Origin of the sequence: Burkholderia sp. JP2-270 (genome assembly GCF_003233675.1) — a bacterium.
Lineage (GTDB): Bacteria > Pseudomonadota > Gammaproteobacteria > Burkholderiales > Burkholderiaceae > Burkholderia > Burkholderia pyrrocinia_C.
Window position 1 is genome coordinate 1103835 of record NZ_CP029826.1, and the last position, 22582, is coordinate 1126416.

At 68.7% G+C, this 22582-nt stretch carries 16 protein-coding genes and 1 pseudogene; 8 read left to right on the forward strand and 9 right to left on the reverse strand.

The window, feature by feature from the left end:
• Positions 1–7: 7 nt before the first annotated feature.
• The 7 genes and pseudogenes from glgX to DM992_RS37850 form a co-directional block, all read right to left on the reverse strand.
• Complete coding sequence (gene glgX, locus DM992_RS37820; RefSeq protein ID WP_111021348.1) at positions 8–2122, reverse strand: glycogen debranching protein GlgX; 2115 nt, start codon at positions 2120–2122, stop codon at positions 8–10.
• A 34-nt stretch (positions 2123–2156) separates the two neighbouring features.
• The gene (glgB, locus tag DM992_RS37825; RefSeq protein ID WP_111021349.1) at positions 2157–4364 is read right to left on the reverse strand and encodes a 1,4-alpha-glucan branching protein GlgB; all 2208 of its coding nucleotides are present in this window, start codon (positions 4362–4364) and stop codon (positions 2157–2159) included.
• Positions 4361–7780, reverse strand: a complete 3420-nt coding sequence (gene treS / locus DM992_RS37830; protein WP_111021648.1) for a maltose alpha-D-glucosyltransferase — start codon at positions 7778–7780, stop codon at positions 4361–4363. The genes glgB and treS overlap by 4 nt, the downstream gene beginning before the upstream one ends.
• Positions 7780–11172: an alpha-1,4-glucan--maltose-1-phosphate maltosyltransferase gene (locus DM992_RS37835; protein WP_111021350.1), complete on the reverse strand. Its 3393-nt coding sequence runs from the start codon at positions 11170–11172 to the stop codon at positions 7780–7782. Before DM992_RS37835 ends, treS begins: the two co-directional genes overlap by 1 nt.
• Positions 11173–11323: 151 nt before the next feature.
• A complete protein-coding gene (locus DM992_RS37840; protein ID WP_111021351.1) occupies positions 11324–11812 on the reverse strand; it encodes a phage protein NinX family protein in 489 nt (162 codons plus the stop codon).
• A 191-nt stretch (positions 11813–12003) separates the two neighbouring features.
• Positions 12004–12339, reverse strand: a complete 336-nt coding sequence (locus tag DM992_RS37845) for a hypothetical protein (RefSeq protein WP_111021352.1) — start codon at positions 12337–12339, stop codon at positions 12004–12006.
• A pseudogene (locus DM992_RS37850) lies at positions 12336–12757 on the reverse strand (MgtC/SapB family protein). Before DM992_RS37850 ends, DM992_RS37845 begins: the two are co-directional and overlap by 4 nt.
• A 197-nt stretch (positions 12758–12954) precedes the next feature.
• Between DM992_RS37850 and DM992_RS37855 the strand changes: the two are divergent.
• Positions 12955–13197 carry a DUF6566 family protein gene (locus DM992_RS37855; RefSeq protein WP_111021353.1) on the forward strand — a complete coding sequence of 81 codons (243 nt, stop codon included), beginning with the start codon at positions 12955–12957 and terminating at the stop codon, positions 13195–13197.
• A 192-nt stretch (positions 13198–13389) separates the two neighbouring features.
• Here the strand turns inward: DM992_RS37855 and DM992_RS37860 are convergent, their stop codons facing one another.
• Positions 13390–14064 carry an HAD family hydrolase gene (locus tag DM992_RS37860; RefSeq protein ID WP_111021354.1) on the reverse strand — a complete coding sequence of 225 codons (675 nt, stop codon included), beginning with the start codon at positions 14062–14064 and terminating at the stop codon, positions 13390–13392.
• A 223-nt stretch (positions 14065–14287) separates the two neighbouring features.
• On the opposite strand from DM992_RS37860, the gene DM992_RS37865 reads away from it, so the two are divergent.
• Positions 14288–15499 carry a sugar transporter gene (locus DM992_RS37865; RefSeq protein WP_111021355.1) on the forward strand — a complete coding sequence of 404 codons (1212 nt, stop codon included), beginning with the start codon at positions 14288–14290 and terminating at the stop codon, positions 15497–15499.
• A gap of 135 nt (positions 15500–15634) precedes the next feature.
• Here DM992_RS37865 and DM992_RS37870 read toward each other — a convergent pair whose 3' ends face one another.
• Positions 15635–16411 carry a glucose 1-dehydrogenase gene (locus tag DM992_RS37870; protein WP_111021356.1) on the reverse strand — a complete coding sequence of 259 codons (777 nt, stop codon included), beginning with the start codon at positions 16409–16411 and terminating at the stop codon, positions 15635–15637.
• Positions 16412–16569: 158 nt separating this feature from the next.
• Here DM992_RS37870 and DM992_RS37875 point away from each other — a divergent pair, with 158 nt between their 5' ends.
• The 6 genes from DM992_RS37875 (at position 16570) to benB (ending at position 22546) form a co-directional block, all read left to right on the forward strand.
• A complete protein-coding gene (locus DM992_RS37875) occupies positions 16570–17472 on the forward strand; it encodes a LysR family transcriptional regulator (protein WP_111021357.1) in 903 nt (300 codons plus the stop codon).
• Between the two features lie 187 nt (positions 17473–17659).
• Complete coding sequence (locus DM992_RS37880; RefSeq protein WP_162631833.1) at positions 17660–18097, forward strand: hypothetical protein; 438 nt, start codon at positions 17660–17662, stop codon at positions 18095–18097.
• 367 nt (positions 18098–18464) lie between these two features.
• Positions 18465–19601, forward strand: a complete 1137-nt coding sequence (locus DM992_RS37885; RefSeq protein WP_111021359.1) for a muconate/chloromuconate family cycloisomerase — start codon at positions 18465–18467, stop codon at positions 19599–19601.
• A gap of 51 nt (positions 19602–19652) precedes the next feature.
• Entirely contained in the window at positions 19653–20588 is a 936-nt protein-coding gene (gene catA / locus DM992_RS37890; RefSeq protein WP_111021360.1) for a catechol 1,2-dioxygenase, read from the forward strand.
• A gap of 114 nt (positions 20589–20702) precedes the next feature.
• Positions 20703–22061 carry a Rieske 2Fe-2S domain-containing protein gene (locus DM992_RS37895; RefSeq protein WP_111021361.1) on the forward strand — a complete coding sequence of 453 codons (1359 nt, stop codon included), beginning with the start codon at positions 20703–20705 and terminating at the stop codon, positions 22059–22061.
• Entirely contained in the window at positions 22058–22546 is a 489-nt protein-coding gene (benB, locus tag DM992_RS37900) for a benzoate 1,2-dioxygenase small subunit (protein ID WP_111021362.1), read from the forward strand. The genes DM992_RS37895 and benB overlap by 4 nt, the downstream gene beginning before the upstream one ends.
• Positions 22547–22582: the final 36 nt, after the last annotated feature.

Consider the following 22582-nt stretch of genomic DNA (forward strand, 5'->3'; position numbering starts at 1 on the left):
GCGGTCCTCACGAAGGCGGGTCGGGCGGCACGGCCGCGACGGCGACCGCGGCCGCATGCGCGGCAACGTCGAGGCCGTCGGCCGGCCACGCGCGCGGGCCGGCGTCCGGCGTGGCCGTGTCGACCAGCACGCGGTAGTCGAGCGCGGGCGCGGGCGGCGCGAACGTGATCGTCTCGGACGACGCGTTCAGCATCACGAGCAGCGATTCGGTGCGCCCCGTGCGGCCCGCGCCGACGCGCCGCATCGTCAGCGCGCGGCGCTCGCGGTCGTGCCACGCGGGCACGGTCAGCGCGTCGCCGCGTTCGTCGAACCAGTCGATCTCGGCCATGCCCGGCGCGCCGTCGTGATCGCCCGACGGATAGCGCGGCGCCGACATCAGCGGGTACATGCGCCGCAGCGCGGCGAGCCGCGACACGAAGCGCATCAGCTTCACGGCTTCGTCGCTGCGCGCCAGGTCCCAGTCGAGCCACGACAGCTCGTTGTCCTGGCAGTACGCGTTGTTGTTGCCGTGCTGGGTGCGGCCGAACTCGTCGCCGGCGACGAGCATCGGCGTGCCGAGCGCGGTGAACAGCGTCGCGAGCATCGAGCGCGCGACGCGCGCGCGCACGTCGCGGATCGCCGCGTCGTCGCTCGGCCCTTCGACGCCCCAGTTCGCGCTGCAGTTGTCGTCACGGCCGTCGCGGTTGTCCTCGCCGTTCGCGTCGTTGTGCTTGCCCGCATACGACACGAGATCGGCGAGCGTGAAACCGTCGTGCGCGGTGATGAAATTGACCGATGCCCACGTATGGCGCCGCTGGTGGTTGAACAGGTCGGCCGATCCCGCGAGCCGCGCGGCGAGTTCCGGCCGCTGGCCCGCGTCGCCGCGCCAGAAGCGCCGCACGGTGTCGCGAAAGCGGTCGTTCCATTCGGCGAAACCCGGCGGGTGGCGGCCGAGCTGGTAGCCGCCGGGGCCGAGATCCCACGGCTCGGTGATCAGCTTGCGCTGCGCGAGCACCGGGTCCTGCCGCAGCGCGTCGAAAAATCCCGCGCCGGGATCGAAGCCGTGATCCTCGCGGCCGAGCGTCACGCCGAGATCGAAGCGGAAGCCGTCGACGTTGAACGCGGTGGCCCAGTAGCGCAGCGAATCCATCACCATCTGCACGACGCGCGGATGCGACAGGTTCAGCGTGTTGCCGCATCCCGTCTCGTCGACATGAAAGCGATGGTCGCCCGGCACGAGCCGGTAGTAGCTCGCGTTGTCGAGGCCGCGCCACGACAGCGTCGGGCCGAGCTCGTTGCCTTCGCACGTATGGTTGTAGACGACGTCGAGCACGACCTCGATGCCGGCCGCATGCAGCTGGCGGATCGCGATGCGCATCTCGTCGAGCCGCCGCGTCGCGAGATACGCGGGTTCCGGCGCGAAGAACGCGGCCGTGTCGTAGCCCCAGTAGTTGCGCAGCCCGCGTTTCACGAGTTCGCGCTGCTGCAGGAACGCGTGGACGGGCAGCAGCTCGACCGTCGTCACGCCGATCGACAGCAGGTGATCGATGAACGCCGGATGCGCCAACGCCGAGAACGTGCCGCGTTCGGGCGCGCGCAGCCCGGCGCGGCGCATCGACACGCCGCGCACGTGCGTTTCGTAGATCACCGTGTTGCGCCACGGCACGCGCGGGCGCCGGTCGGTGCTCCAGTCGAACGCCTCGTCGACCACCACGCATTTCGGCATCGCGGGCGCCGAGTCGCGCCGGTCCATCGACAGGTCCGCGCGGTTCGAATGCACGCGGTAGCCGAACAGCGCGTCCGACCAGCGGAAGTGGCCGACCAGCTTGCGCGCGTACGGGTCGAGCAGCAGCTTGGTCGGATTGAAGCGATGGCCGTGCTGCGGCTGGTACGGGCCGTCCGCGCGCAACCCGTACACGGTGCCCGGATGCGCATTGGGCAGGTAGCCGTGCCACACCTCGTCGGTGCATTCGGGCAGGTCGAGGCGCGCGAGCTCCCTGCGGCCGGTCGGATCGAACACGCACAGCTGGATGCGCTGCGCGTGTGCGGAAAACACCGCGAAGTTGGTCCCGAGGCCGTCCCAGGTCGCGCCGAGCGGATAGCGGCGGCCGGATTCGAGACGGGCGGGCAGGGCACTCGGCATGGGGCGGATCTCTCCGTGTCGAAGGCGGGGGGAATCAGGCGGGGCTCAGCCACAGCGTCGCGAGCGGCGGCAGGCGCAGCGTCGCCGACCACGCCTCGCCGTGCGCGGGCACGGCCTCGGCCCACACGGCGCCGTCGTTGCCGGCATTGGTGCCGCCGTACGACGCGGCGTCCGTGTTCATCCGTTCGCGCCATTGGCCGGGCGCCGGCAGCCCGACGCGGTAGCCGGTGCGCGGCACCGGCGTGAAGTTGCAGACCGCGACCACCAGGTGCCCCGCATCGTCGCGGCGCGCGAACGCGAACACGCTGTTGTCGCGATCGTCGCCGATCAACCAGGCGAAGCCGGCCGCGTGGCAGTCGAGCGCATGCAGCGCGGGTTCGGCCGCATACGCGCGGTTCAGGTCGCGCACGAGCCGCTGCACGCCGCGATGCGCGGGCGCGTCGAGCAGATCCCAGTGCGGCGTCGAGTCGTGCGCGAATTCGGCCCATTGCGCGAACTCGCTGCCCATGAACAGCAGCTTCTTGCCGGGGTGCGCCCACATGAAGCCGAAGTACGCGCGCAGCGTCGCGAGCCGCTGCCACGCGTCGCCGGGCATCTTGGCGACGAGCGAGCCCTTGCCGTGCACGACCTCGTCGTGCGACAGCGGCAGCACGAAGCGCTCGGAGAACGCGTAGACGAGCCCGAACGTCATCCGGTCGTGGTGATGGCGGCGGTGGATCGGGTCCTCGCGCAGATACGCGAGCGTGTCGTGCATCCACCCCATGTTCCACTTGAAGTCGAAGCCGAGCCCGCCGTCGCCGGTCGGCGCGGTGACGCCGGGCCATGCGGTCGATTCCTCCGCGACGGTGACGACGCCGGGCGGCGCGGCCGCACCGTGCAGCGTGTCGTTCAGCATGCGCAGGAATGCGACCGATTCGAGGTTCTCGCGTCCGCCGTGCACGTTCGGCACCCATTCGCCTTCCTTGCGCGAATAGTCGCGGTACAGCATCGACGCGACCGCGTCGACGCGAATGCCGTCGACGTGATAGCGGCGCGCCCACGCGAGCGCCGACGCGACGAGGAACGCGCCGACCTCGGTGCGCCCGACGTTGAACACGCACGTGTGCCAGTCGGGATGCAGCCCTTCGCGCGGGTCGGCATGCTCGTACAGCGCGGTGCCGTCGAACTGCGCGAGGCCGTGCGGATCGTCGGGGAAATGCGCGGGCACCCAGTCGACGATCACGCCGATACCGGCCGCATGCGCGCGGTCGACGAAGCGCGCGAAGCCGTCGACCGGCCCGAAGCGCGCGGACGGCGCGAACTGCGCGAGCGGCTGGTAGCCCCACGAGCCGCCGAACGGGTATTCGGCGATCGGCATGAACTCGACGTGCGTGAAGCCCATCCCCTGCACGTACGGAATCAGCCGCTCGGCCAGCTCGTCCCACGTCGCGCTGCGGTCCATCTCCTCGGGCACGCGCTGCCACGATTCCGCATGCACCTCGTAGATCGACCACGGCACGCGGTAGTGGTCGGCGCGCGGCCGCGCATGCATCCAGCCGTCGTCGTGCCACGCGAACGCGTCGAGCGCCGCGACGTCGGCGACGACGGACGCCGTGCGCGGCGGCGCTTCCGTCGCGCGCGCGCACGGATCGGCCTTGTGCGGCAGCACGCGCCCGTCGGCCGCGCGCAGCTCGTACTTGTAGCGCTCGCCAGCGCCGATGCCCGGCACGAACAGCTCCCACACGCCCGCCGGCCGCCGCAGCCGCATCGGATGGCGGCGGCCGTCCCATCCGTTGAAATCGCCGACCACCGACACGCGCTGCGCGTTCGGCGCCCATACCGCGAAGCGCACGCCGTCGGTGTCGTCGATGCGCGCGGGCGTCGCGCCCAGGCAGTCGAGCACGGCGGCCGGATCGCCGGCCGCGAAGCGCGCGAGCGCGGCATCGTCGAGCAGCGTGCCGAACGCATACGCGTCGTCGGTCACCTGCCGCGCGTCCGGCCAGTCGATCGCGAGCAGGTAATGGGGAACCCCGCCGTCGTGCGCGATCGTGCCGGCGAAGCAGCCGGCGCGGTCGACGCACGCGAGCGCGCCGAGTTCGCCGCCGTCCGGCGACAGCGCGCGCACGCGCTCGGCGCCGGGCAAGAGCGCGCGCACGACGATCCGGTCGGCCTGCCCGTGCGGGCCGAGACACGCGAACGGATCGGGATGGCGGCCGGCGAGCAGCGCATCGATGTCGGCCTGTTCGAACAGCGTGTCGGTCATCGCGTTCCTCCGGGTTCGGGCGCGCTGCCGTCGTCGAGCAGGCGCTCGACGAGCGCCGCGAGCCCGCCGACCGGCACGCTTAGCCAGTCGGGCCGGTTCGCGGCCTCGTAGCACAGCTCGTACGACGCCTTGTCGATCAGGAACAGCGCGAGCAGGCGATCGGCATAACGCGGGTCGACGAAGCGTGCGGGCGCGAGCGCGGCGGCCGCGCGATAGCATTCGACGAAACGGTCGGCGGCGGCCTGCCCGAAGCGGTCGAACAGCGCGCGCTTGCGGCCGGCCGCCTGCGGCGGCGCTTTCTCGGTCGCGAATTGCGCGGTCGCGCTCACATACGACAGCGAGCGCAGGAACCCGGCCACGTCGCGCAGCGGATGCGATTTCGCGCGGCGCCGTTCGAGCGGGCGCGCCGGTTCGCCTTCGAAGTCGATCAGCAGCGCGTCGCCCTGCACGTCGAGCACCTGGCCGAGGTGGAAATCGCCGTGAATCCGCGTGCATTGTGCGTCGAGCGTGCGCGGCACGAGTTCCCCGAGCGCACGCACGGCGGCGTCGCGCGACGCGAGCAGCGCATCGGCCGATGCGCGCATCGCGGGATCGAGCGCATCGAGCGCATCGAGCCGCGTGCGCAGCACGTCGAGCGCGCGCTCGAACGACGCGATCGCATCCGCGCACCAGCTGTCGACGTGAGCGGGTGTCGCGCGTTCCGGCGCGAACGCGGGATCGTCGGACGGCTGCGCGAGCGCGACGTGCAACTGGCCGAGCCGCGTGCCGACGATGCCCGCGAACGCCGCATAGCCGAGCAGCGCCTCGGGTTCCTCGTCCTGTTCGGCCGCTTCGTCTTCGTCGGCGGCCGGCAGCGCGAGCTCGTCGACCGCGCGCCGCAGGAAGTCGAACGAACGCGTCCATGCGTCGCCCTGGTTGTCGACATAGCGCTGCAGGATCGCGACAGTATGCGGCGTGCCGTCCGGATCGACGTGCACGACCTCGCCCGCGAGCGTCGCGGTGTTCGCATAGCCGATGCGCGTCAGGTGCCGGCTCATTTCCGCTTCCGGATGCACGCCGTGCGCGACCTTGCGCACCAGCTTCAGCACGATCGCGTCACCCATCACGAGCGAGCTGTTGCTCTGCTCGGCCGCGAGCCAGCGCACTTCGGCGTCGTCGCCGGGATCGAGCGCGGCGAGCGCGCTCTCCGGCAGGAACGCGAGCCGGCCGCCGTCGGAGGTCGGCACCGTCGCGCCGTCGCGCAGCTTGCGCAGCATTCCGCGCGCGAACGACGGCAGCGCGAACGCATCGGTCAGGTAGCCGACCGTGTGGCCGCGCCGCACGCGCGCGAGCGCGAGCTGCGCGAACAGCGGCTGGGACGTCTCGCCGCCCCAGGCCGCCGCGAGCGGCACGATATAGCGCTCGACGCCGCCGTCGCCGGCGCAGACCCACGCCTCCGCATACTGGAACGCTTCGCCCGGCACCGGCGTGACGACGTTCAGCCATGCATCGCCGATCGCGCGATCCTTCGATGCGAACCAGCGCCGCCGCGAGAGCCACGACGCGAGCGCGTCGTGCGCGAGCGCGTGCAGCTGCCCGACGTCCGGCCGCGTATCGCCGCGCCGCATCACGAGCGTCACGTATTCGGGCAGCGGCTCCGCATGCGGCTGCCGCCACGACGGCTCGCGGCCGTGCCCGGACAGCTCGAACCACAGGAACCCGTACGGCGGAAAGGTGAGGAGATACGGGAGCTGGCCGATCGGCGGAAACGGCGAATCCGACGTCATCTCGGTCGGCACGCGGCCCGCGAATTCCGACAGGTCGAGCTCGACCGCCTGCGATGCGCGCGACAGGTTCGCGACGCACAGCACCGGATCGCTGCCGTCCAGCTCGCGCAGGTATGCGAGCACCTTGCGGTTCTCCGGGCGCAGGAAGCGGATCGTGCCGCGCCCGAACGCCTGCGTCGCACGGCGCGTCGACAGGATGCGGCGCGTCCAGTTCAGCAGCGAATGCGGGTCGCGCGTCTGTGCCTCGACGTTGATCGCGTCATAGCCGTACAGCGAGCCCATTACCGGTGGCAGCACGAGCAGTTCGGGGTCGGCGCGCGAGAAGCCGCCGTTGCGATCCGACGACCACTGCATCGGCGTGCGCACGCCGTCGCGGTCGCCGAGGTGGATGTTGTCGCCCATCCCGATCTCGTCGCCGTAATAGATCACGGGCGTGCCGGGCATCGACAGCAGCAGCGAATTGATCAGCTCGATGCGGCGCCGGTCGCGCTCCATCAGCGGCGCGAGCCGGCGCCGGATACCGAGGTTCAGCCGCGCGCGCCGGTCGCTCGCATAGGTCTGCCACAGCAGGTCGCGCTCCGAATCGGTCACCATCTCCAGCGTCAGCTCGTCGTGGTTGCGCAGGAATACGGCCCACTGGTTGCTCGGCGCGAGCGCGGGCGTCTGCCGCATGATGTCGACGATCGGGAAGCGGTCCTCGCTCGCGATCGACATGTAGATGCGCGGCATCAGCGGGAAGTGGAACGCCATGTGGCATTCGTTCTCGTCGCCGAAATATTCCTGTACGTCCTCCGGCCACTGGTTCGCTTCCGCGAGCAGCATCCGGTTCGGGTACTCGGCGTCGATCGTCGCGCGGATCCGTTTCAGGATCGCGTGCGTTTCCGGCAGGTTCTCGTTGTTCGTGCCTTCGCGCTCGACGAGATAGGGCACCGCGTCGAGCCGCAGCCCGTCGATGCCGAGATCGAGCCAGAAGCGCATCACCTGGATCACCTCGCGCACGACGGCCGGGTTGTCGAAGTTCAGGTCCGGCTGGTGCGAATAGAAGCGGTGCCAGTAGTACTGGCCGGCGATCGGGTCGTGCGTCCAGTTCGATGTTTCGGTATCGAGGAAGATGATCCGCGTGCCCGCGTATTTCGTGTCGGCGTCGGACCACACGTAGTAGTCGCGATGCATCGAGCCCGGCTTCGCGCGCCGCGCGCGCTGGAACCACGGATGCTGGTCCGACGTGTGGTTGATCACCAGCTCGGTGATCACGCGGATGCCGCGCGCATGCGCTTCGCGGATGAAGCGCCGCACGTCGGCGAGCGTGCCGTAGTCGGGATGCACGTCGCGGTAGTCGGCGATGTCGTAGCCGTCGTCGCGGCGCGGCGACGGGTAGAACGGCAGCAGCCAGATCGTGTCGACGCCGAGTTCGGCGATGTAGTCGAGCTTCGCGATCAGGCCGGGGAAATCGCCGATGCCGTCGTTGTTCGAGTCGTAGAACGACTTCACGTGCACCTGGTAGATGATCGCGTCCTTGTACCACAGCGGATCGTCCGCACAGAGCGCGGGCGCGCGGCGGCGTGCGCGGCGCCGGCGCGGCGTGCCGGCCGGTGCGAGCGACGGGAACTGCGCGCGGCGTACGTCGTCGAGGGAATCTTCGCGTTTCATCATCCGTGGGCTCCCGAAGGTCGTCGGGCGTCGTCCGGTCCGGGCGCGGCCGCCCGCGCGGCGCCCGGAGACGGCGCGAGCCGCCAGATCGCATACGGCCGCACGTGCGGATCGAGCGACACGTACTGGCGATGGCCGCGCCACGTCTGCGCGTGCGCGGCATCCAGTTCGAGCGCGTCGAGCGGTTCGCCGTCGGCGAGCCCGAAGCCGCGCCACAGCGCGGCGTCGAGCGTGAAGTTCGCGGCCTGCGGATGCCACGGGTCGAGGCTGATCGCGACCACGACGACGCTGTCGAATGCCGGCGTCGCCTTGACGAACACGAGCACGGCGTCGTTGTCCGCGTCGGCGAACGTCAGGCCGAGGTGCGTCTGCAGCGCCGGGTGATCGCGCCGTGCGCGGTTCAGCCGCGCGACTTCGGCGCCGATGTGCGTGGCACGGCTCCAGTCGCGCGCGCGCAGCTCGTACTTCTCCGCGTTCGCGTATTCCTCGCTGTCCGGCAGCGGCGCCGATTCGCCGAGCTCGAAACCCGAGTACATGCCCCATGAACCGGCCAGCGTCGCCGCGAGCGCCGCGCGGATCACGAACTGCGTGCGCGGCGCGTTCTGCAGGTGGCGCGGGTTGATGTCGGGCGTGTTGACGAAGAAGTTCGGCCGGAAGAAGTCGCGCGCGGGCCCGGCCGTCAGCTCGGTCAGGTAGTCGATGAACTCGCGCTTCGTCTCGCGCCACGTGAAGTACGTGTACGACTGCGAGAAGCCGACCTTCGCGAGCCGGTACATCATCGCCGGCCGCGTGAACGCTTCGGACAGGAACACGACGTCCGGATGCCGGCCGCGCACGTCGTCGATCATCCACGCCCAGAACGGCAGCGGCTTCGTGTGCGGGTTGTCGACGCGGAAGATCCGCACGCCCGCGTCGACCCAGAACAGCACGGCGTCGCGCAGCGCGAGCCACAGGTCGGGCAGCGAGTCCGGCGCGTAGAAATCGGGATTCACGATGTCCTGGTAGCGCTTCGGCGGGTTTTCCGCGAAGCGCAGCGAGCCGTCGGGCCGCCACGCGAACCAGCCCGGATGCGCGGCGAGCCACGGGTGGTCGGGCGAGCACTGGATCGCGAAATCCAGCGCGATCTCGAGCCCGTGAACGCGCGCGGCCTCGATCAGCGCGCGGAATGATTCGAGCGTGCCGAGCTGCGGATGCACGGCCGTGTGGCCGCCGTCGGGCGAGCCGATCGCGTACGGGCTGCCGACGTCGTCGGGGCCGGCTTTCAGGCTGTTGTTGCGGCCCTTGCGCGCGGCGGTGCCGATTGGGTGGATCGGCGGGAAATACAGCACGTCGAAACCCAGGTCGCGAATGCGCGGCAATTGCGCGATCACGTCGTCGAAGGTGCCGTGCCGATGCGGATCGTCGCTCGCCGAGCGCGGGAACATCTCATACCAGCTCGAGAAGCGCGCCGCGCGGCGCTCGACGTCGACCCGATAGGTGGTTTCGTCGTGCGTGACGAACGGGCGGTAGCGCAGCGCGGCGAACGCGTCGGCCAGCGACGGCGCGCCGAGCAGCGCGAGCCGTTCGGCGGGCGGCGCGTCCCTGAACTCTGCGACGAGGCGTTCCATGTGCGGAACCGCGCGTGCATCGGCCGGATCGGCGAGCTTGAGCGCGGTCGCGAGCAGCAGCTGGGCTTCGCGCAGTTCGAGCGTCACGTCCTGGCCGGCCGCGTGTTTCTTCGCGACGTCGTCGGCAAGCGACGTCCAGTCGTCGCGCCACGCGATCACGCGAAATGCGTGGCGGCCGACCCGGTCGAGCGCGATGCGCGCGAGCCAGCGGTCGTTCGGCTCGGCTTCGAACGGCATTTCGCGCCAGTCGTCGTCGCCTTCCGCGCGCCACTGGAGCGCGGCCGCGAGATGCGCGTGCCCGTCGGAGAAGATCGATGCATGCACGACGAGCGATTCGCCGATCACGCGCTTGACCGCGAAGCGGCCGCCGTCGACCGACGGCTCGACGCGCTCGATCGCGATCCGGTCGGCCGCGAGCGCGGCCGACAGCACCGTGCGTTCGCGCGCGGCGTCGGGGCGCGTCGTGACGGGCGGTGCGCGCCGGGCATCCAGCAGTGCGTGTGCGCCGGGCCCGAGCGTGAAGGCTTCGAGCGCGGCAGGCGGGTGGGTTGGCGCGCCGTCCTGCGTGACGACGCGCGTGAAACCGCCCGGCACGCCGGGCAGGAATGCGACGGGATCGACGGTTGCCGCGGTGTCGAGATCGGGATTCAACGCGATCAGCAGTGCCGCTTCGTCGCGTTCGAGCGATGGCCCCGCGCCGCGCAGCAGCACCGTCGCGGTTGCGTCGGGCGCGCTCAACTGCGCGATCTCGCCGCGCGCGGCCGCCACGGGCGTCGCGCGACGCCACGCATTTGCCTCGGCGATCGCACCCGACAGGTCGAAGCGCGCGCGCTCGAACGTGGTGCGGTAGCGATCGGCATCCGCGTCGCGCGACATCAGCGGCAGCGCGATGCCGCGCTCGAAGCCCATCGGCGCGAGCCAGCCGGTGCCGACGGCCGCGGCCGTCCACAGTGCGCGGCGATACGCGCGTGCGACGGCGTCGTCCGGTGCATCGGGCCAGTCGTCGGCGAGGCGCGGGCCGTCGAACGCATCGGGAAAAGCGATTGGCGAGCCGATGCGCCGCAGCAGCCGGTGTTCGTCGGCGAACCACGGCGCGCGCAGGTCCCACCAGCGCACCGACGAAAACACCGCGTCGAACCCGGCCGCTTCGAGCTGCGCGAGCGCGTCGCGCGCATGGCCGGGCACGCCGGCGAGCACCGCGGCATCCGGGCGCGCGCGGCGCAGCGCCGCGCGCCAGCCGGGCCACCAGTCGGCCGGCAGATGATGCGGCGCGTCGACCAGGAAGCCGGCCGCGCCCGCGTCCGCAAAGGCGGCCAGATGCGCGCACCACCACGCCGACAGCGCGTCGCGTGCCGTGTCGTCGCCGAAGTTCGCGTGCACGACATCCAGCGCGTGCGCGGTACCGCGCGGGTCGATCAGCGCATCGTCGTGCGTATGTTCGACGTACCAGTCCGGATGCGCGGCGCGCAGCGGGTTCTCGCGCGCGATGCGGTCCGGCACGACTTCGAGCAGCATGCGCAGCCCGTGGCCGTGCGCGAGCTGCGCGAGCCGCGAGAACGTTTCGAGCGCGCTCGCGCGCGTTGCGAACGTATGGGCCGGGCGATGGAAATCGGCCACGTGGCGCGGGAAGCCGGCGACGCTCGCGGCCCAGAACGACCCGACCAGCACGTGATCGAAACCCATTCCGGCGATATGCGCGAAGGTCTGCCCCCACGCGTCGAGCGGCCCGACGAGGCGGGCGTCGCAAAAATAGATGTGCGGAGCGAAGGTCGGCGTGGAGTCCATGGCGCGGGGCGTGCGGGCGGCGGCAGTCGATAACGCCGGGCTGCCGCAACGCGTGTGCCTGCCGCGCGGAGTCCGGCGCGGCAACGGTCGGACGGGATGCCGGCGCCGGCGGGCTGTCGTTTTTACATGACCGCTGTACTGCCGCTTGCACTTACATGCGCGGTATGGAGCGGATGTCCGTGCTGTCGCCCGCGGCGCGATCGTCGTCCGTTTCGGGGAGCGGCACGCCGGGGTCGTAGCGCGCCACGACGCCATGTTCGATGCGGTGCGCGAACGGCGGCGGTGCGCCGACCTCGTCGCCGAAGCGCGCGCGTACGAATGCGCGCAGCAGCGCCACGCGTGCGTTGGGGCCACTCGCGCCGCAGGCGGACGGGCCGTCGACGAAGGTCGCGTCGCATTCGACGCTGTCGCCGTGGTGCGCGATCCGCAGGTCGTCGACGCGATCGAGCACGGCGCCCGCGTCGGCCCACGACGCCGACGGCGCGAACGGCACGTCGAGGCGCCTCAATGCATCGCAGGCGGCCGTTACGACGACCGCCGGCGCGACGGACGTGAAACGCAGCGTGTCTTCGTCGTCCGCGCACAACGCGCGCGCGCACCAGTAGTCGAGATCCTTTCCGCCGAGTGCGTCGGTTCGCATGGGCAAGCTCCGTCGGAATCGCAAAATGCCTTCAACGCGCAAGCGACGTTCCCGTCGCGGCCGTCGTGTGCATCCGCGTTCGAGCAGGCCGTGTCGCGACGCGTCGTTCGGCGGCAGCGCGGCGGCTGCTGCATCGTCCGGGCCTGCCGTTGCGATGGCGGCGAGCCGCACGCTTCTGCGGTCCGGCGCGATCATCGTGCGTCGACGTCCCGGTCGCCGTCGATGCGCTGCAGCAGCACGTCGCAGCGGGCGCGCAGCGCCTGCAGCTCCGGCGAACGGGCGTCGAGCCGTACGCGTTCGCCGTTTTCAAGGCCGTGCGCGACCGCGATCTCGTAGATCTCCTGCGCGATCGTCGCGGACGCGCTCGCGATCCTGATTCGGTCGAGCCAGCCGCATTCGGCGTGATGGCACGCGAGCCACGCGCGCAGCGCATCGACGCGCTGGCTGGTGGTGAGCCATCCGCCGAACCGGATGCGCGCGGCCAGCTCGCTCGTCACGAGATAGGAGAGCAGGTCGGTGTGGGTCACACGAAGCTCCTTGACGAAGTGTCGGGGCGGCAGGTCCGCACGCCGGCGATGTTCGGCAGCGTCTTGCCGAGCGCTGCAAATTCCGGTCCACTCGTGTGCGAGAACGGGGCCGGGATGTCGTCGGTGTCCGGATCGTCGTCCGACTGCTGGACGATGAACCGCTTCACGCGCACGCGGCCCGGGCCGGGTGTATCGTGCAGCGCGCCGAGCGCGAGGCCGCCACGCTCGACGACGAACGCAGCGTGCGCGGTTGCCGCTGCGCGATGAAAGGGTGTTCGAACCACGAGCATCACGAGTGCCGATCCCGCGCATACGAGCATGTGCATGCGCCGCCCGGCGGCCCGGTTCAGGCGCTCGCGCTCCAGGCCGCTCGCGCTGCCGGCAGCAGGTGTCCTAGGAGTTCGAGGTGCCCGATCATGACGTGCATTCCCTCCGTTTCGCCCATGCGCGTACCAGTACCGGTTCGACGCGCAATGAGGCCGTAAGGGGACGCAAGGGGGCGCAAGACGTGTGCCGGCCGGGCACGCTGCGTGCGAGCAGGGCGGCCGGCGCGCGCGGCGATCGGGCGGCGCGCATTTTTTGCATCGTTATCGCAGATAAGCACAGGAGGCCACCGTGCAACATCAACAGGATGCACAGGTTCGCGACCCGTATCGCGGCCACGAGATTCTCGTATGGGCGCGGCGCAACGACAGCGGCGCATGGCGCGACGAGGTGCAGGTGTATGTCGGCGGCGAGCGCATCGAGCTGGTCGAGCCGGCGGCCGCCGGCCCCGAATGGCCGACCGAGGACAAAGCATTGCGTGCGGGCGTCGAGCGCGGCCGCTACCTGATCGACAAGCGCGTCGACGACGATTGACCGGGATGAATCGACGCACGATCCGCGCACCCGCGCGGTCTGCCGGTACGACCCCTGCCGCGATGCGCAGCCTTGCCTGCAGCCGTTACGAAATCGACGTGAACTTGCCGGCCGCTTGCTGTTCGCCGCACCGGCCACGTGAAGCGCGCGGGGCCTCAATCCGGCGAAGGCGATCCCGGTGAGGCGGACAGCCTACGGCCGCGCGGCAATTTCATCCAGATGCCGCAGCAGATCCGCCGGATCGTCGTACACGCGCAGCGCGCCCGCGCGTTCCAGTTCGTCGCTGCCGTAGCCGCCCGACAGCAGCCCGACGCCGAGCGCGCGGCAGCGGCTGGCGGCGAGCATGTCCCAGATGCTGTCGCCGACGACCACCGTGTGTTCGATCGGCACGTTCAGCTGCGCGGCCGCGGTCAGGAACAGGTCGGGGTCCGGTTTCGCATATTTCACCTGGTCGCGCGTGACGACGACGTTCTTTGCCGGATCGACGCCGAGCGCCTCGAGATTGATGGCGGCCGTTTCCATCCGCCCGCTGGTGGCGATCGCCCAGCGGATGCCCGCGCTCGACAGCGCGGCAAGCAGCTCGCGCGCGCCCGGCAGCGGCCGAACCTGCGCGCGCAGCCGCTGGTACGCGGTTGCATGCAGCCGGGCGAGCCGTTCGACGCGCTCGGCGTCGATGTCGCCCGCCGTCTCGCGCAGCAGCTGGTTCAGGAACAGGCCACCGCTCATCCCGATCTTGCGGTGGATGCGCCACACCGACAGTTCGATGCCCTCGGCATCGAGCGCTTCCTTCCACGCGAGCACGTGCTGATAGACGCTGTCGACGAGCGTGCCGTCGAGATCGAACAGAAAAGACGTTTCAATGCGCATGTGAATCTCCTGGCTCGATAGGGTTCGAGCAAATCGTCCGTGAAAATCCTGCCGGCACATTATCGGCGCGCGGCCATGTCGTGGCGATGTCCGTGGCCCCAATGTGCCGCGCCGTGCCGCGTCGAGTCAGGCGCCGCTGGTACAATCGCGGCGATGCGCCGGGCCGGGCCCGGGCCGGACCTTTCCGCGTCGTACGCGCCCCCAACCTTCGTCGATTCCAGGTATGGCAACACCGGACGCCGTCAGTTCCAGTCAATCGTGGTGGGGCGTATTGGCCCTGGCACTCACCGCCTTCATCTTCAATACCACCGAGTTCGTCCCCGTCGCGCTGCTCAGCGCGATCGGCGACAGCCTGCACATGCAGCCGACCGACGTCGGCCTGATGCTGACGATCTATGCGTGGGCCGTCGCCGTCGTGTCGCTGCCGCTGACGCTGGTCACGCGTCATGTCGAGCGTCGCAGGCTGCTGGTCTGGGCGCTGGTGGCGTTCATCGTCAGCCACATCGTCACCGGTGTCGCGTGGAATTTCGCGGTGCTGATGGTCGGCCGGCTGGGCATCGCGTGCGCGCACGCGGTGTTCTGGTCGATTTCCGTCCCGCTGGCCGTGCGGCTCGCGCCGAGCGACCGGAAAAGCCGCGCGCTCAGCATGCTGGCGATGGGTACGTCGATCGCGATGGTCGCCGGTATTCCGCTCGGGCGCGTGATCGGCGAGGCGTTCGGCTGGCGCGTCACGTTCCTGATCATCGCGGGCGCGGCGGGCGTTGCGTTGCTGCTGCTGCGCGCGACGTTGCCGGAACTTCCGAGCCAGGGCGCCGGATCCGTCGGCAGCATCGGCGTGTTTCTGCGCAAGCCGGCGCTGGTAGCGCTGTACGCGATCACCGTGCTCGTCGTCTCCGCGCATTTCACGTCGTACACGTATATCGAGCCCTTCGTCCAGAGCGTGAACCACGCCAGCAGCAGCCGGATCACGTATGTGCTGATCCTGTTCGGCATCGCCGGCATGCCGGCCGCGATCTGCTTCAATCGCGTCTATCCGCACCGGCCGGACGATTTCCTGCTGGCGTCGATCGTTGCGTTGTCGGGATGCCTGCTGATCCTGTTCCCGTGCGCGCTGAACATCGTCACGCTGTCCGTGCATACGCTGGTCTGGGGCGGGGCGATCGTCTGTTTCGGCCTCGCGATGCAGGCATGGGTGCTGAAGCTGGCGCCGGAGGGGACCGACCTGGCCGTGTCGATCTTCTCGGGCCTGTACAACGTCGGCATCGGTGCCGGCGCGCTGCTCGGCAACCATATCGCCGGCGACTTCGGGCTGCCGTGGGTCGGCACCTTCGGCGGCGTGGTCGGCGCGTTCGCGGTCGGGATCGCGTGGTTCGCGTTGCGCCTTCACGCGAAACGGGCGGCGGCGGAGCCGACACCGGCCTCCGGCGTGCAGTGACGGCGGCTGCGGCCCGGTGCGTTCGCTTCCCGTGCGAACCGGGATGCGCGAACCGACAGTGCGCAGTCATTTCGCGCTGTCGGTCCGGTTACGCGACGGTGAGCCGCCACGGCATCTAGGTTCGCGCTTCAGGCGTCATGCAATCGAATAGCCGCCGTCGGCCACGAGCGCATGCCCCGACACATAGCTGGAATCGTCCGATGCGAGGAACGCGACGATCGTCGCCATCTCCCCGGCGGCCCCCCACCGTCCTGCCGGCGTCGCTGCGGCAAAGCCCTGCCGTGCATCGTCCGACGGCCAGATGCCGCGATGATGGAACGGCGTTTCGATCAGCCCGGGGCACAGTGCGTTGACGCGGACGCCTCGCTTGAACCACTCGATCGAAGCCGTCTTCGTCATCCCGATCACCGCGTGCTTGCTCGCGATATAGACCGACGCATTCTCGAAGCCGATGAGTCCGCCCATCGACGCGTTGTTGATGATGCTGCCCGAACCCTGGCGCAGCATGATTTCGGCCGCGTACTTCATCGAATTGAACACGCCGCGCACGTTCGGTTCGAACACCATGTCGAATCGTTCGGCATCCTGCTCGAGCAGCGGCGCGAACACGCCTTCCGTGCCGGCATTGTTGAACGCGATGTCGAGGCGTCCGTAGGTCGAAACCGTGAAGTCGAACAGCTTGCGGAGCTCGTCTTCGTTCGCGACGTCCGCGACGAAGGCCTTCGCTTCGCCGCCGGCGGCCGTGATTTCCTCGACCAGTCGATCCAGTTCGGTCTTGCGCCGTGCGGAAACGACGACCTTCGCGCCGCGACGGGCGAGTTCGATCGCGGATGCGCGGCCAATGCCGGAGCTCGCACCTGTCACCAGTGCGATGCGGCCATCGAGTTGAGCCGGATATGTGCTTGCGTTCATGATGAGATTCCCCAGAGTGGTTGACCATTCACGTCGAAACGACGTCTGATGCCCATTGTGGTCGTTCGTCGGTCGCAAAAAAATGGAACAATGGCGCATTCAGAATTCCCGTTTCGGGAATTGAAATCGCTTCTTCGCGAGCGTCAAAAGGGTTTCTCATGCTCAACCGGCTCGACATCCTGAAGATCTTTTCCGCGGCGGCCGCGGCGCCCACGTTCCGCGAGGCGGCCGCGCGGCTCGGTGTGTCGCCGCAGGTCGTCACGCGCGCGGTGCGCGAACTGGAGGAGATGCTGGGCGAAACCCTGTTCCATCGGACGACCCGCAGTATCCGGATTACCGCCTTCGGCCAGTCGTTTGCGCTTGAAGCGCAGGCGGCGCTTTCTGCCGTCGACGGGCTGTTCGGGCCCGCGAACGGCCAGGTCGACGAACCGGTCGGCGTCGTCAGGATCACGGCCCCGTCTGGCATGGGGCGTCATTACGTCCAGCCGGTCCTGACCGATCTCATGCAGCGGTATCCGGGTCTCGTGCCCGACCTGCGGCTGTCGGATGTGCCTTCGCCGGTGGTCGACGAACAGATCGACATCGGCGTGCGGGTCGGGGCGATCGGAGATAACCGCTTTATCGCGCGAATGGTCGGGCCGTTGCCGATGTGGATCGTTGGCGCACCGTCGCTGATCAAACGGCTGGGTGAGCCCAAAAACCTCAAGGCACTCGAATCGATGCCGGTGACGTGCCTGATCGACCGCGCGAGCGGTCGGGCGTGGCCGTGGATTTTTCGCGGGGAGCAGCAATTCAAGCCCGCGTCGCCGGCCTATCTGACGGACGACGCCGAGGCTGAGATCGAGGCCGTGTGCGCAGGGCTGGGATTCGGCCAGTGCTCGGAGTATCTCGTCCGGCAATACATCAAAAAGGGGCGCCTGGTGCGATTGCTGTCGAGCCTCGAACCCGAGCCGTGGAAGTTGCACGTCTATCGGCCGCGGCGTGGCCCGATGCCCCGTCGTATCCGGGTGGTGTACGACGAACTGGTGGCCAAGCTGGCGCAGGCAACGTGGCGAGGATAGTCGGCGCCGCCGGGGGGAGTCGGCACACCGACCAGCCGGTAAAGACTGTCGCGCCATGCTCCGGATGCGAACCAGACGAGGTCCGTCGCCATCCGCCGGAAGACACGTGGAAAGCCGACATATTGCGGCATCATCATGGCGGCAGACGCACCCGCGTCGGTGCCCGATGATCGACTGGAGACCCTGCATGCCGATACCCCGGATTGAAACGCGCGACGCCATGGGCGATCCCGATGTCGTTTATGTGAACCCGGATCATGTGCTGTGGATGTCGCTGCCGAGCGCCGCGCAGCGGCGGCCGGACAGCATGGCCATTCGCGTGGACGACCGCGTGAAGGGCGGCACGTTGCTGATGGCCGACGCTCCGCCGGCCCCCCAACTCTTGCATGACCTCGGCCCGTTCGTGACGGTGACACTGGCGAACCCGTCGTCCGACTATCCGAACAGTCTCGTGCATATTCGTGCCCATGCGATCGTCAAGATCGCGACGGACGAGCACGACAAGCCGCTGGCCGACCGGACGCTTGGCTGGGTCCATGTCCAGGACGGCTCGGCTTTCAAGGTCAAGGATTACACCGGCGTGGCCGCGCAATGGCAGGCGTCGGTCGCAGCGGCTGACCGCTGACCGGATAAACACGGTTGCGGGATGAAGCAGCGGCCCGTCGCGCCGCTGCCGCCCGGCCTGCTTTCCCCTCAGGAAAACCCTTGCCTTCCCGCGACGACCGTTGATTGCCGCGGTCGTTACCCGCCTGCAGGTGCCCTCGGCGCAACGCTCGACCGGCCGCTTTCCGCATCCGTCCTCATCCCGCTCCAGCAAGGCTCTGCGCACCAATAACTAACCAAAACAGGTATGGTGCGTTGCACTAAAACGCGAATATCTCCGTATTTCAATACCTTAAAGGTATAAAAATCCGTGACTAAAAGTATTGGACGGTGAATTTGCCCGGCGCGTATAAATCTGTCCCATGAACTCCCCATACGCAGCGCGCCCCATGTCCACCCCCACCATCGAACGCATCGAAACCCGTCTCGTCGACCTGCCGACGATCCGCCCGCACAAGCTGTCGGTCGCGACGATGCACGGCCAGACGCTGATGCTCGTGAAGGTGTTCTGCAGCGACGGCGTGACGGGCATCGGCGAAGGCACGACGATCGCCGGCATGGCGTATGGCCCGGAAAGCCCCGAGGCGATGAAGCTCGCGATCGACGCGTACCTCGCGCCGGCGATCGTCGGCCGGGACGCGACCCGCATCCAGACGTTGATGGCGTTCCTCGGCAAGCTCGCGAAGGTCAACCACTTCGCGAAGAGCGCGCTCGAAACCGCGCTGCTCGACGCGCACGGCAAACGGCTCGGCGTGCCGGTCGGCGAACTGCTCGGCGGCCGCCGGCGCGACCGCCTGCCGGTTGCGTGGACGCTCGCTTCGGGAGATACGGCCACCGACATCGCCGAAGCCGAACGCATGCTCGACTTGCGCCGCCACAACGTGTTCAAGCTGAAGATCGGCGCGAAGTCGCCGGACGCGGATATCCGGCACGTGGCCGAGATCAAGCGGGCTGTCGGCGATCGCGCGTCGGTGCGCGTCGACGTGAACATGGCGTGGAGCGAAACGCAGGCCGCGCGCGCGATTCCGGCGCTGGCCGACGCCGGCTGCGAACTGGTCGAGCAGCCGGTCGCGTCGGCCGCGGCGCTCGCCCGCCTGATGCGCCGCTTCCCGGTCGCGCTGATGGCCGATGAAATCCTGCAGGGCCCCGACAGCGCATTCGACATCGCGAAGCATCACGGCGCGGACGCGTTCGCGATCAAGATCGAACAGAGCGGCGGGCTGTTCGCGGCGCAACGCGTCGCCGCGATCGCGGACGCGGCCGGCATCGAGCTGTACGGCGGCACGATGCTCGAAGGCGCGTTCGGCACGGTCGCCTCGGCGCACCTGTTCGCGAGTTTCGCGAACCTGCAGTGGGGCACCGAACTGTTCGGGCCGCTGCTGATCACCGAAGAGATCCTGACGCAGCCGCTGGATTACAGCGATTTCGAACTAACCGTGCCGGACGGCCCCGGTCTCGGCATCGAACTCGACGAGGACAAGGTCAGGCGTTTCACCCGCGACGGGCTGACGAAAGTCGCGCGGTAACCCGAGTCACGCAAAGCCGTCATTCCCCCAAATACACGTGGAGACACCATCATGAGCGTCAAAGTTTTCGATACCCGGGAAGTGCAGGATCTGCTGAAGGCCGCGTCGAACGCCGGCGGGAACGGCGGCAATGCGCGCACCCGGCAGATCGTGCTGCGCCTGCTCGGCGATCTGTTCAAGGCGATCGACGATCTCGACATCACGCCCGACGAAGTGTGGGCCGGCGTCAACTACCTGAACAAGCTTGGTCAGGATGGCGAAGCAGCGCTGCTCGCGGCCGGCCTCGGCCTCGAGAAGTATCTCGACATCCGGATGGACGCCGAGGACAAGGCGGTCGGCCTCGACGGCGGCACGCCGCGCACGATCGAAGGGCCGCTGTATGTGGCGGGCGCGCCGGTGCGCGACGGCGTATCGAAGATCGACCTCGACGCGGACGACGGCGCGGGCCCGCTCGTGATCCACGGCACGGTGACCGGCCTCGACGGCAAGCCGGTCGCGGGCGCGGTGGTCGAATGCTGGCACGCGAACTCGAAGGGCTTCTACTCGCACTTCGACCCGACCGGCGCGCAGACCGAATTCAACCTGCGCGGCGCGGTGAGGACGGGCGCCGACGGCAAGTACGAATTCCGCACGCTGATGCCGGTCGGCTACGGCTGCCCGCCGCAGGGCGCAACCCAGCAGTTGCTGAACGGTCTCGGCCGCCATGGCAACCGCCCGGCGCACGTGCACTTCTTCGTCGACAGCCACGACCACCGCAAGCTGACGACGCAGTTCAACATCGCCGGCGATCCGCTGATCTGGGACGACTTCGCGTATGCGACGCGCGAGGAACTGATCCCGCCGGTGGCCGACAAGACCGGCGGCACGGCGCTCGGCATGAAGGCCGATGCGTACCAGGACATCGAGTTCAACTTCGTGCTGACGCCGCTGGTACAGGGCAAGGACAACCAGATCGTCCACCGCCTGCGCGCAGCCGCGACGGCCTGACTGCCCGACGGCGCGGCGCGCATGCGCCGCCGCCGGCCGGGTCCCCTCGAGATTCAACCGATACCGATGCGAGCGTGCATTGCAGGACGCGGCACGCGCATGGGAGGAGCCAACATGTCCGCCACCATCGACCAAGCCAACGAACTGGATCACCTGCTCGCCACCGCCGTGCAGGATGACAAGGAGGCCGGCGTATTCCGCTGCCGCCGCGACATCTTCACCAATGCCGAGCTGTACGAACTCGAGATGAAGCACATCTTCGAGAGCAACTGGGTGTATCTGGCGCACGAAAGCCAGATCCCTGACAACAATGACTACTACACGACGTGGATCGGCCGTCAGCCGGTGGTCGTCACGCGCGACAAGACCGGCGAGCTGCACGCGGTGATCAATGCGTGCGCCCACAAGGGTGCGATGCTGTGCCGCCGCAAGCACGGCAACAAGGGCAGCTTCACGTGCCCGTTCCACGGCTGGACGTTCTCGAACACCGGCAAGCTGCTGAAGGTGAAGGACGAGAAGACGACCGAGTATCCGGTGCAGTTCAACACGAACGGGTCGCACGACCTGAAGAAGGTTGCGCGCTTCGCGAACTATCGCGGCTTCCTGTTCGGCAGCCTCGGCGCCGACGTGCTGCCGCTCGAGGACTACCTCGGCGAAACGCGCGTGATCATCGACCAGATCGTCGACCAGGCGCCGAACGGGCTCGAAGTGCTGCGTGGCAACTCGTCCTACATCTACGAAGGCAACTGGAAGATGCAGATGGAGAACGGTTGCGACGGCTACCACGTCAGCACCGTGCACTGGAACTACGCGGCGACGATGGGCCGCCGCAAGGAAGACGGCACCAAGGCCGTCGACGCGAACAGCTGGAGCAAGTCGGTCGCGGGCGTGTACGGGTTCGACAACGGCCACATCCTGCTGTGGACGAAAACGATGAACCCGGAAGTGCGGCCCGTGTACCGGCACCGCGAAGAGATCAAGGCGCGCGTAGGCGACGTGCAGGCCGATTTCATCGTCAACCAGACGCGCAACCTGTGCGTGTACCCGAATGTGTTCCTGATGGACCAGTTCAGCACGCAGATTCGCGTGGTGCGGCCGCTCGGCGTCGACAAGACCGAGGTCACGATCTTCTGTTTCGCGCCGAAGGGTGAGAGCGACGCCGACCGCACGCTCCGCATTCGCCAGTACGAGGACTTCTTCAACGTGACGGGCATGGGCACCGCCGACGATCTCGAGGAGTTCCGCGCATGCCAGGCAGGCTACGCGGGCATCACGGCGATGTGGAACGACCTGTCGCGCGGCGCGCCGCTGTGGGTCGACGGTCCGGACGAGAACGCGAGGAAGATGGGGCTGAACCCGCGCATTTCGGGCGAGCGCAGCGAGGACGAAGGGCTGTTCGTGTGCCAGCACGAACACTGGGTGCAGGTGATGCGCGATGCGCTGAAGAAGGAACGCGGGGAGGTGGCGGCATGAACTTCGATTACCGGACCATCTGCGCCGCGTTGTATCGCGAAGCGCGCCTGCTCGACGATCGCCAGTGGGACGAGTGGCTGACCTGCTACGCGGAAGACGTCACGTACTGGATGCCCGCGTGGGACGACGACGATCGGCCGACCGACGACCACCAGAGCCAGATCTCGCTGATGTACTACCCGGATCGCGGCGGCCTCGAGGATCGCGTGTTCCGGATCAAGACCGAGCGCAGCGGCGCGTCGACACCCGAGCCGCGTACCAGCCACAACGTGACGAACGTCGAGGTGCTGGCCGAACGCGGCGACGAGGTGGACGTGCGCTACAACTTTCACACGCTGAACCATCGTTACCGCGTGACCGATCACTTCTTCGGCACGATGTTCGTCACGTTGCGCAAGGCGGGCGACGAACTGTTGATCTCGTACAAGAAGATCGTGCTGAAGAACGACTATATCCGGCAGGTGCTCGACGTCTATCACGTCTGACGCCGTTGTTTTGTCATTGAAGGGAAGTGGAGGTGA